The sequence below is a fragment of the Ginsengibacter sp. genome, from assembly GCF_057362405.1.
Genome location: NZ_JBMQQG010000009.1, coordinates 55,946 through 66,453, shown reverse-complemented (window position 1 = coordinate 66,453; position 10,508 = coordinate 55,946). Strand labels below are relative to the sequence as shown.

The window sequence follows — 10,508 nt, the reverse complement described above, 5'->3', positions numbered from 1 at the left end:
CCGTTGCGAGAGCTGGAAAGATTTGAACAATTGTTCGGTGTAAAGTTTTTTTCCTTGCATACTTTAAGTTAATATTCCAAACCACCCTTTTGCAACTATCTTTATGCACAGGATGTGAGTTGTGCAACAAGCACAGGCGGTTTGGCAATATTGCGGGGCGACGAATATATACTCAACTTTAGTTTGTCTTGTCCTGAAATAGGTTGACACAAAATCAACCGAAAATGGATATAAAAAAAGAAGCGGTAAGAGAGTATTTAGAAGATGGCATCCCTTACCGTGAGCTCGCAAAAAAGTATGGTGTTAACCGTACTACCATCAACAAATGGGTGTTAGTGCATCAAGGCATTCATGACCTACCCAGAAGTCATAAACAGATTACTTACGATCTTCAACAAAAAACATTGGGTAAAAATTCTAAACAGGTAGTCAAAGAGCATCAATCGGAATTAGAAAAAAAGATCGAGGTACTGGAAAAGCAACTGGAATGGGAGAAGTTGCGAAGTAAGGCGCTGGATACCATGATAACGGTAGCAGAAAGAGAGCTTCATATTGATATCAGAAAAAAGCCTGGCACCAAACAACCCGGGAGTTAATACAAGGCAATGATGCAATTTGTCTGCAATCAATTTGCCGGTTGTTTGGTTATTCGAGACAAGCATTTTACAAACATCAGAAACTGCAATTTGAAACACTAAGTAAGACTCAGCTTATTATTGAACAGGTGTTGTACATCCGTAAACAACAACCCAGGTGTGGCGGCCGCAAGTTGATGGTAATGTTACAACCTTTCTTTGCAGAAAGGAATATAACAATGGGAAGAGATGCATTTTTCAATTTACTGGCGAAGAACAAGCTGTTGGTTCGCAATAAAAAAAGAAGCGTTCACACTACTAACTCTAAACATTTCTTTTACCGCTACCCGAACCTGGTAAAGGATTTTACGCCACTGCATGCGCATGAACTGTGGGTGGCAGACATCACTTTCATCCCCGTAAAAGAAAATCGTTTTGCCTATTTGTATTTAATAACGGATGGGTATAGCCGAAAAATAGTAGGCTTTCATGTAAGCGATAATATGCGGGTAGATAGTGCTGTAGTTGCCTTACAAAAAGCGATGGATCAAAAACCGGCAGATGCAATTGTAATCCACCACAGCGATAGGGGCATGCAATATTGCAGCAATGAATATGTAAAAATGCTTAAACAACATTATGCATTAATCAGCATGACAGAAAACGGAGATCCTTATGAAAATGCTATGGCCGAAAGAGTGAATGGCATTTTGAAAACAGAACTAATTGCAGAAACCTACAGCGATGTAAGAGAAGCGATGCAACATATAACAAGGTGCATAACAGTTTACAATTTCAGAAGAGTACATAGCAGTATCAATTACCAGATACCTCATCATGTGCACATACAAAAAGGGCCTCAAATTAAAAGATGGAAAAATTATTATAAACCAAGGCAACAAAAAAGAGATGAACTATTGGAGATATATAATGGGCAGCCACACAAAAAAAATCTTTAGCTATGGGGCTACGATTTTTTTGTGGCCACGCACGGCTGGCACCTCAAATGTCAACCGTAATCCGGATGAATTATCTTTGTCAACCAACAGCAGGATTATTATTTATAACTGTCAACTTTTTTCAGGACGGGTCAGTGCATGTTTCAGCATTAGTTCCGGGCTGAAGTAACTTTGGCAGGCTATAGTAATAACAATGAACTTAAATTATAAATTTGGCTAACGGTTATGGGCAGACCGAATTCTATTTCCCGGCCTGCATAAATGCGTGGCCGTTGGTTGCAACTTGTTTAGACAAATTTTAACTGCTTCAATCAAATTAATTTTAAGTTGTAATAAAAGCGGACACTACTGTATCGAAATGACGCACTTTAATTTTGATTAGCGAAACCAATTTGTTGGGAATCAAAGAAGTGTAAACTGGCATTTTCTTAGTTTAATGCATAATTAATTAGAAACTTAATATTTCGTTTGCCTTAGGCAGAAACGGAATCAATCTATATGATACAACGTTATATAAAAGTAGCATGGCGCAGTTTACGTCAAAACCCGAAGATAGCAATCATTAATATAGGTGGCCTAGCGATTGGCCTGGCCTGTGCGATTGTACTTTACTTGTATGCAGGCAATGAATTTGGTTATGATGCTTATTACAAAGATGCAGATCGAATCTATCGCCTGTATTTACATGTAAGTCTGAATGGCGCAGAATCAAACAATGCGAAAACCAGCCCGCCGGTGGCTTATGCATTGCGAAATAATATTCCTGAAGTTGAAACCAGTACACTGGTTGGTTATGAAAATGCATTTAATGTTAAGTATGGTGATAAAGCTTTTAGGGAATACAGGATTTATACAGCAGACTCTAACTACTTTAAAGTTTTCAATCATCCGTTACTATATGGAAATGCAGCAACGGCACTAACAAAACCGAATATGTTAGTGCTTACTGAGACCACTGCCAAACGTTATTTTGGTAACGTAAACCCTGTTGGCAAACAACTTATCATAAACAACTCGCTTCCATTTATGATATCGGCAGTAATGACAGACTTTCCTTCCAATTCACATTTTAATGCTGATATGCTTTTATCGCTCGGCACCATACATGGCAGGGATGATGCCGACTGGTTGTCATCGGGATACTCCGATTTTGTTAAGCTTAAAAAAGGGGCTGACGTAAAAACTGTTCAGGCAAAGCTGAAAAAATTAGTTGATGAAGGTGCCGGCGCCCAGATTGCCAAAGAACTGAAAGTGCCTTACGCTGATTTTTTGAAAAGCAATAATGCATATGAAATACGGTTTGAGCCGCTTACAGAAATATACCTTTATTCAAAAGAGAAATATGGCATTGAGCCCAACAGTGAATGGGGGAATAACAGAACGGGCGATATTGTTTATGTGCGCATCTTTATTGCCTCTGCACTGTTTGTATTGCTGATTGCAGTGTTCAACTTTATTAATATCGCCACTGCACGCACAGAAAAAAAAGCCAAAGAAACGGGCATACGCAAAACACTTGGCTCGGCACGGTGGCAGTTGATGGTGCAGTATTTTACAGAGGCCATGATGACCACTGTTACTGCTGTAAGTGTAGCTTTACTGCTGGTAACCCTTGCGTTACCCTGGCTTAACCAGCTTACCGGCAAAACCGTAGAACTATCATTGTTTAGCAGTTATAAAACCATCCCGCTGTTATTCTTGTTTACCATAACAGTTGCACTACTATCAGGAATTTATCCCGCTCTATATCTTTCCAAATTCAGGCCGGTAGAAACCTTGAAAGGCCTGCAACATAAAAGCAGGAATACCATGCGCAGCGTATTGGTGATAAGCCAGTTTGCTATTTCCATAGCCTTCATTATTGGCATGATTACCGTAAAAAGCCAGCTTAGTTTTATGCAGCATAAAGATATTGGCATGCGAACACCGGGACTTATCACTATTACTAACGGCTCTGCATTGGGCGATAACCTGCAATCATTCCTGCAGGAATTGATGAAGAATTCCGCTGTGGTTTCTGTTACTAATTCTTCGATTATGTTTTCTTCCGGCGTACCTGGGTCAGCTTACACTTATGAAGGCAACACTGGTGCACAACCTGTACGCACTTCTTTTTTAGATGTGGATGAATACTTTGCTTCCACCTTTGGTATCCCATTAAAAGAAGGCCGTTTTTTTGATGCATCAATGGGCACAGACAGTATGGCTGTTGTAATTAATGAAACTGCTGCAAAAGCTTTTGCACCTGATGCAAAGTCAATTGTAGGACAACGCATAAAAATGCTTTCCAACCGTGATGTACCGCTTATTTACCATATTATAGGCGTAACAAAAGATTTTAATTATGAGTCGCTGCACGAGCAGGTACAACCGCTTGTACTGCACCTTGATAAAGTGCGCCAGGCTGCCACCTATATTACGGTAAAATATTCCGGCAACAATACTGCGGCCATGCGTTCTTACATACAAACCGTATGGGACAATATGCATCCTGTTGAAAAATGTTATTTCAGTTCACTGGATGATATAATTGACAATCTTTACAGCAACGAAAAAAAGATAAGTGCACTATCAACCATATTATCTATACTCGCTGTATTTGTTGCCTGTATGGGTTTGTTCGGGCTTGCCATGTTTGTTACTGAACAGCGCAAAAAAGAAATCGGCATACGCAAAGTGCTGGGTGCAAGTGTTGCAGAAGTAACCCTTACTATTTCAAAACAATTTGTATTATGGGTTGTTGTGGCTAACCTTCTGGCATGGCCGTTCACATATATATTATTGAAGCAATGGCTACGCAATTATGCCTATCATATACAGCCTGCCTGGTGGGTGTTTGCCAGCGCAGGCATTATTACGTTGCTTATAGCATTGGCAACTATCAGCATAGAATCTATAAGGGCTGCACTGGCTAATCCGATAAAGAGTTTAAGAACCGAATAATTAACAAAAAACTGCCATCAACAACAACATTGATATTGCCAATAGTGGGGCTTGACATCGGAGCAATCTTCAGCGGTAATTCTGTTATACTGCACTTCGGCACTCGACGAACAAAGCTCAGTTTTAGTTCTTAATATTTAACTTTATCAAAAAGCCGGGCAGCGGTTACGGGCGGACAAATATAAGATTTCCCACCATCGGCAATACCTGTTCGTTGTGCTTCACTTTGACAAACATTCCGTTCAACAAATCATAAAAATGAAAATACTCGTAAGCATCGTTTTCTTTTTTGCTTTTATTAGTGCTAAAAGTCAAAGTCATGAAAATATCATCATCGGCAAAGCTGAAAAATTTTATTCCAATATATTAAAGGAAGAACGAACATTATTGATATATACTCCTGTACAAGCTGATAAGACAAGTCTTCAGCGTTATCCTGTTTTGTATTTGCTTGATGGTGAAGAACACTTTTATGCTACTGTTGGTATGATAAAACAAATGAGTAGTATTTGGGGCGATATGATTGTAGTAGGGATTGCAAATACAGATAGAAATAGAGATTTAACGCCAACAATAAATAATACTGGCGGTGGTGATAGATTTATGAAATTTGTAAAAATGGAATTAATACCTCATATTGATTCCGCCTACTCTACAGCACCTTACCGCATATTTAGCGGTCATTCATTAGGTGGTCTCACGGTTATAAATACCTTATTGAATAGCACTCCACTTTTTAACGCCTACATTGCCATTGACCCAAGTTTATGGTGGGAAAACAAAAAATTGGTGCAACAAGCAAAATCAGATTTTCATAAAAAGAAATATGGCAACACTTCTCTTTTTATTGCCAGAGCAAACGATATGCCTATCGGCATGAACAACCAAACGGCATTAAAAGACACTACAATCAATACTGTTTTGTATCGTTCTGTTTTGCAATTTGTCAATATTTTAAAAACTGAAAAACAATGTGGGCTTACTTGGTCATCAAAATTTTATCCTGATGAAGTACATGAAACCATACCGTTAATTGGCGAATACGATGCTTTGAAATTTTTATTTAGTTCTTACCAATTCAAGACAAATCTGCTGCAAATAGACCCATCAAAATACGGCAATGAAGTAGATAATATTGATAAACAATTTGATGCTCATTTTAAAAATTTATCAAAAAAAATGGGCTACAAAGTAATACCACCAAAAGATGTAGTAAATGTTTTAGGATATAACTGCATGAGTTTTAAAAAATGGGACAAAGCCGAATATTTCTTTAAAATGAATATTGAAAACTATCCGCAAGATGCCAATGGATTTGATAGCATCGGCGATTTTTATGAAGCAAAAGGAAATATTGATAAAGCTATTGAAAGCTATACAAGAGCCTTGCAATTAAGCAACAATGCAGACACAAAAAGGAAATTAGAAAACCTGAAAGAGAAGAAATAATTATGGAAATATCTGCTTTAACAAGAAGTATTGTAAAAGGTAATCATGCCATCATTGCACCCGATGGCTATGTAAACAGTAATGTGCCAGGCTGGACAAATTGCACAGTAAATGTTATTATCAATGAGGCAATGAGTGCCAATTTTTGCCAAACAATTGTTACTGCTCAAAAAAATACAATGCTACAAGGCGAAACAGTCAATTCGCAAATTTTCTTTTACATTATTGAAGGCAGTTGTAAAGCAACTATGACAAATGAAACAAAGCATTTAAGTGTTGGAAAGTTTGCATATGTTCCGATTAACAGTAATTATTTATTTGACCAATTTGAAGAAGGCACAAAAATTATTACGTTCCATAAAGTTTATGAAAAATTGAATAGTTATAGCACTCCGAAAATATTATTTGGCGATGCTGCTAATATTCCAGCACCTTCTTACCTCGGTGATGATGCTTTATACTTGCAGGTATTATTGCCAGATGATTTATCTTTTGATATGGCGATAAACATTTTCACTTACGAGAGGGGTGGACATTTGCCATTTGTTGAGACACACATTATGGAACACGGAATGTTGTTTTTACAAGGGCAAGGTGTGTATATGCTTGACCAAAAGTGGTATCCTGTAAAGAAAGGTGATAGCATTTGGATGGCTCCTTATTGCCAGCAATGGTTTACAGCTATGGGTAAAGAGCCTGCCGTGTATATTTATTACAAGAATGTGAATCGGTTTCCAACAAAAATTTGAATGAAAAAGAAAAGCGAAGGCACAACAGGCGGTCTTTGGCAACATGGCGGGGCGACGAATAAATGCTCAACTTTCCCTATTAGGCTTCAGTTCCAGCCGACGAATAACACGAAGCAATAGTGTAAACAATGAACTTTTAGTTATAAATTTAACAGCGGTTGCGGGCTGACAATTTTCAAATACCGCCACATCGCTAAGCCGTGTCCCGTTGTACGCTACTTTTTCACGGATATCTAAAACTATCAGCATGACCAGATTGATTAGACATATTCTATTTTTGCTTACTCTTTTTATATCAACTTACGTTTTTGCACAATCGGACAGCATTGTATTAAAAGACATATCATGGGACAAAAACTCTCCGGCAGGTTCTGAAATATTATTTATACCGTCTGATAATGCCCTTTTAGCAGGGCTTATGTATAGCGCCAATGGAACTGGAAAACATCCCACATTGTTGCTTTTACATGGTTATCCTGGCTATGAACGCAATCTTGACATTGCTCAAGTAGTAAGAGCGCATGGATGGAATGTAATTTATTTTGATTACAGAGGTTCATGGGGAAGCCAGGGCAAGTTTACTTTTAAAAATTGTGTAAAGGATGTAATTAATGTTGTAGCATTTTGTGACAAGTATCAAGACTCATTAAAAATTGACACTTCAAATATTGTGCTTTTTGGACACAGTATGGGAGGATGGGTAGCTTTAAAAGCAATTCAACAATTGCCCACTGTAAAGAAGGCTTTTATTTTGTCAGCATGGGATATATATAATCAATACAAAAGGCAGCTTACCGGAACAGAGCTAAATGCTTTTAACATGGACGCCGATACACTGGGTAAATTTTTTGTTTTAAACGGATCGCTAAAAGATAGATTTCAACCTGTATTGGAAAGAGATGAATATTTTAATTTGGAAAAAAACATAGACCCATTAAAGCAAAAACAAATTATTATGCTGGATGAACATGAAAGAAATAAAAAAATTGCCAAAGCTATTCAAAACTTAACTCCTGTATATTTCGAATATGATGTTTGGCAGACTGATCATTCTTTTACTAATAAAAGAGTTTCATTAATAAATAAGGTCCTTACGTTTCTTGACAAATAAAGCAGGGTACAACAATCGCAATAGCTGGGGCTGACGTGCATTTCATCAGCTTTTTGTTCGCTATTAGGCTGTAGTTCGGGCTGAAAATTCTCTATTGAGCTATGAATCATAATCTCAACTATTTGTTCGTTTACTGTACTTTTGTTCCGGCTGAAAATTCACTGAATGCCCCGCCATCGCCAATGGGTAGCCGTTATCGGCAACCCTAACAAGCACACAACGTTTAAATGACAATGCAAAAAGAAATAAAGACTAATTGTGATGTTCCTGCACTTTGGCAAGAGCATAAAAACGAGTTAAGAAACTTCATTTTAAAAAGAGTGAAAGACCAGGACTTGACAAATGATATTTTACAAGACGTTTTATTGAAAGTTTACAATTTTTGTATTTCAAAATCAGGTGTTAGAAATATTAGAAGTTGGCTTTTTCAAATTGCACAAAATACAATAACAGACCATTATCGCAAGCAATCAAAGTTTACGGACTTAGACAACTTAAATGACTTGGAAAACGAAGACCAAAATGTAGCGTTTAGCGAAGCAACAAATTACATCTTGCCAATGCTTGACTTCTTGCCAAAAGAATATGCAGTTCCTTTAAAACTAGCTGACATTGACAATATGAAACAAGCCGATATAGCAGAAAAATTAAACTTATCACTACCAGCCACAAAATCCAGAATACAAAGGGCAAGACAATTACTTAAAACAGAATTTATTACTTGCTGCCATTTTGAAACAGACACACAAGGCAACTTAATTTCTTTTGACATTAAAGCAAGTTGTGAGCCTTTACAAAAAGTAAAGAAAGAGTTACAAAAATGATTTGCATCTTTTTTGACACTTCTGCGTCTTGATTGTGATTTTTAAATTACCCACAATTAAATACAGAAAAAATGAAAAGATTTCACGTTCACGTAAGAGTGAAAAACCTTGATGAAAGCATTGAGTTTTACAATGCTTTATTTAACACACAGCCAACAGTACAAAAAGCTGACTATGCAAAATGGATGTTGGAAGACCCAAGAATTAACTATGCTATTTCAAGAGGTCACAGCGAAAATGGTATTGAACATTTGGGTTTGCAATTAGAAACCGAAGCAGAGTTACACGAAGTTTTTGCTAATATGCAAAAAGCAAAAGGAACTGTAAGAGAAGAAGGAGAATGCACTTGTTGCTATTCAAAATCCCAAAAAAGTTGGATAACTGACCCACAAGGTGTTGACTGGGAAGCGTTTTATACACACGGCAGTGCAACAGTTTATGGCGAAGGTATTAATGCAAGACCTGCACCTGAAGTAATGGAAAAATGGACAGGTAATGATGGCAAAAATGCCATACTTGAAACAGCTATAATAACAGAAAAAACTTGCGACAATGGAAGCTGTAATAATTAGACCAATGCTACAAGAGCATTGGGGCAATGTAAAACAAATTTATGAAAGTGGCATTGCAACAGGCATTGCCACTTTTGAAACAACTGTACCAACATGGGACAAATGGAATAGTGGACACTTAACATTTGCAAGGCTTGTAGCAATTAAAAATAATGAAATTGCAGGTTGGGCTGCACTTAGCCCAGTTTCAGGCAGATGTGTTTATGGTGGCGTTGCAGAAGTGAGTGTGTATGTAGCAGACACACACAAAGGAAAGGGAATTGGAAAATTGCTTTTACAGAGCCTAATAACCGAAAGTGAAGCTAACAATATTTGGACTTTACAAGCAGGCATACTTACCGACAATATTGCAAGTGTAAAACTTCACGAAAGTGCAGGCTTTAGAGTTATAGGGCACAGAGAAAAAATTGGCAAACTAAAAGATATTTGGAAAGACAACTTCATTTTGGAAAGGCGTAGTAAAGTGGTAGGAATAGATTGACGAGATATAAGGTGAAATAGTCAATATTTAATCTGACAATTGGGATTAACTTTAAGTAACGACACTTATTCATTAACCCCAAAAAGTCAGATTATGAAAGTTGAGACTAAATTAATCAAAACCAAATTATAGGACTTCTGCACCTGGCAGAAAAATTGGGCTAACGTTGCGGGCTGACCGATATAAAATTCCAGCACAGCAGCACGCCTTACCATTGTGCGTCACTTTGAATTGACATCTTAATATATTTCAACTAATTTATTAAGGATTAAAAGCTAAATCAAATACTATGCGGAAAAAATTCGTAATAATTTTTGCAGTCTTGAATTGCTATGGCTTGCTCTCCTGTAATCCACAGAACTCAGAAAAATCTGCTAATCCAAAAGCTCAAAATTCGCCCTTCAACAAACAATGGGCAAAATCATTTATCGATAGCATTAACACAAAATTTTCAGAACAAATCGCTGCCGGCGATTCTTTTGCGTTAGCATCTCATTATTGGTCAGATGCTGAGTTATTGCTTGACAATAGCGAAGTCGTAAAAGGAAATGATATTCTTAATGCATGGGGTTCTGCGATACGCATGGGGATCAAAGAAATGACCTTTTCCACTACTGATATCACCGGAGATCCCGCATTCGTGATTGAAACTGGCAATTATGAAATGAAAGATGGCAATAAATCAATAATTGATAGAGGCAAATATGTTGTGGTGTGGGAAAAACGAAATGGCGAGTGGAAATTGTATCGTGACATTGGAAGTACAAGTGTGCCAGCGGCAAAATAAAATCTTCGCTCCATTCGCTCAGTTATATGGAAAGGTTGCGTTGGCATAAGTTTGGTAG

At 37.4% G+C, this 10,508-nt stretch carries 10 protein-coding genes; all 10 read left to right on the top strand.

Annotation, left to right across the window (positions count from 1 at the left end; translation table 11 throughout):
- Nucleotides 1-224: 224 nt before the first annotated feature.
- The 10 genes from ACO1O5_RS00760 (at nt 225) to ACO1O5_RS00715 (ending at nt 10,450) form a co-directional block, all read left to right on the top strand.
- Nucleotides 225-596, top strand: coding sequence for a transposase (locus ACO1O5_RS00760; RefSeq protein WP_486267485.1), 372 nt, complete (start codon nt 225-227; stop codon nt 594-596).
- A 41-nt stretch (nt 597-637) separates the two neighbouring features.
- The gene (locus ACO1O5_RS00755) at nt 638-1,534 is read left to right on the top strand and encodes an IS3 family transposase (RefSeq protein ID WP_486267483.1); all 897 of its coding nucleotides are present in this window, start codon (nt 638-640) and stop codon (nt 1,532-1,534) included.
- Between the two features lie 498 nt (nt 1,535-2,032).
- Nucleotides 2,033-4,477: an ABC transporter permease gene (locus ACO1O5_RS00750; RefSeq protein WP_486267481.1), complete on the top strand. Its 2,445-nt coding sequence runs from the start codon at nt 2,033-2,035 to the stop codon at nt 4,475-4,477.
- A 258-nt stretch (nt 4,478-4,735) separates the two neighbouring features.
- On the top strand, nt 4,736-5,926 hold the full coding sequence (locus tag ACO1O5_RS00745; RefSeq protein ID WP_486267479.1) for an alpha/beta hydrolase-fold protein: 1,191 nt from the start codon (nt 4,736-4,738) through the stop codon (nt 5,924-5,926).
- 2 nt (nt 5,927-5,928) lie between these two features.
- Nucleotides 5,929-6,675, top strand: a complete 747-nt coding sequence (gene allE / locus ACO1O5_RS00740) for a (S)-ureidoglycine aminohydrolase (protein WP_486267477.1) — start codon at nt 5,929-5,931, stop codon at nt 6,673-6,675.
- 247 nt (nt 6,676-6,922) lie between these two features.
- The gene (locus ACO1O5_RS00735) at nt 6,923-7,786 is read left to right on the top strand and encodes an alpha/beta hydrolase family protein (protein ID WP_486267475.1); all 864 of its coding nucleotides are present in this window, start codon (nt 6,923-6,925) and stop codon (nt 7,784-7,786) included.
- 233 nt (nt 7,787-8,019) lie between these two features.
- Nucleotides 8,020-8,610 carry an RNA polymerase sigma factor SigZ gene (gene sigZ, locus ACO1O5_RS00730; RefSeq protein ID WP_486267473.1) on the top strand — a complete coding sequence of 197 codons (591 nt, stop codon included), beginning with the start codon at nt 8,020-8,022 and terminating at the stop codon, nt 8,608-8,610.
- A gap of 71 nt (nt 8,611-8,681) precedes the next feature.
- Nucleotides 8,682-9,182 (top strand): ArsI/CadI family heavy metal resistance metalloenzyme, encoded by a 501-nt coding sequence (locus ACO1O5_RS00725; protein ID WP_486267471.1) that lies wholly within the window; start codon nt 8,682-8,684, stop codon nt 9,180-9,182.
- Nucleotides 9,163-9,663: a GNAT family N-acetyltransferase gene (locus tag ACO1O5_RS00720; RefSeq protein WP_486267469.1), complete on the top strand. Its 501-nt coding sequence runs from the start codon at nt 9,163-9,165 to the stop codon at nt 9,661-9,663. The genes ACO1O5_RS00725 and ACO1O5_RS00720 overlap by 20 nt, the downstream gene beginning before the upstream one ends.
- Before the next feature lie 289 nt (nt 9,664-9,952).
- Nucleotides 9,953-10,450, top strand: a complete 498-nt coding sequence (locus ACO1O5_RS00715; protein ID WP_486267467.1) for a YybH family protein — start codon at nt 9,953-9,955, stop codon at nt 10,448-10,450.
- Nucleotides 10,451-10,508: the final 58 nt, after the last annotated feature.

Excerpts from the sequence above, each read along its gene's own strand:
- ACO1O5_RS00760 (WP_486267485.1), top strand. The coding sequence starts at position 225 with ATGGATATAAAAAAAGAAGCGGTAAGAGAGTATTTAGAAGATGGCATC.
- ACO1O5_RS00750 (WP_486267481.1), top strand. The coding sequence starts at position 2,033 with ATGATACAACGTTATATAAAAGTAGCATGGCGCAGTTTACGTCAAAAC.
- ACO1O5_RS00745 (WP_486267479.1), top strand. The coding sequence starts at position 4,736 with ATGAAAATACTCGTAAGCATCGTTTTCTTTTTTGCTTTTATTAGTGCT.
- allE (WP_486267477.1), top strand. The coding sequence starts at position 5,929 with ATGGAAATATCTGCTTTAACAAGAAGTATTGTAAAAGGTAATCATGCC.
- ACO1O5_RS00735 (WP_486267475.1), top strand. The coding sequence starts at position 6,923 with ATGACCAGATTGATTAGACATATTCTATTTTTGCTTACTCTTTTTATA.
- sigZ (WP_486267473.1), top strand. The coding sequence starts at position 8,020 with ATGCAAAAAGAAATAAAGACTAATTGTGATGTTCCTGCACTTTGGCAA.
- ACO1O5_RS00725 (WP_486267471.1), top strand. The coding sequence starts at position 8,682 with ATGAAAAGATTTCACGTTCACGTAAGAGTGAAAAACCTTGATGAAAGC.
- ACO1O5_RS00720 (WP_486267469.1), top strand. The coding sequence starts at position 9,163 with ATGGAAGCTGTAATAATTAGACCAATGCTACAAGAGCATTGGGGCAAT.
- ACO1O5_RS00715 (WP_486267467.1), top strand. The coding sequence starts at position 9,953 with ATGCGGAAAAAATTCGTAATAATTTTTGCAGTCTTGAATTGCTATGGC.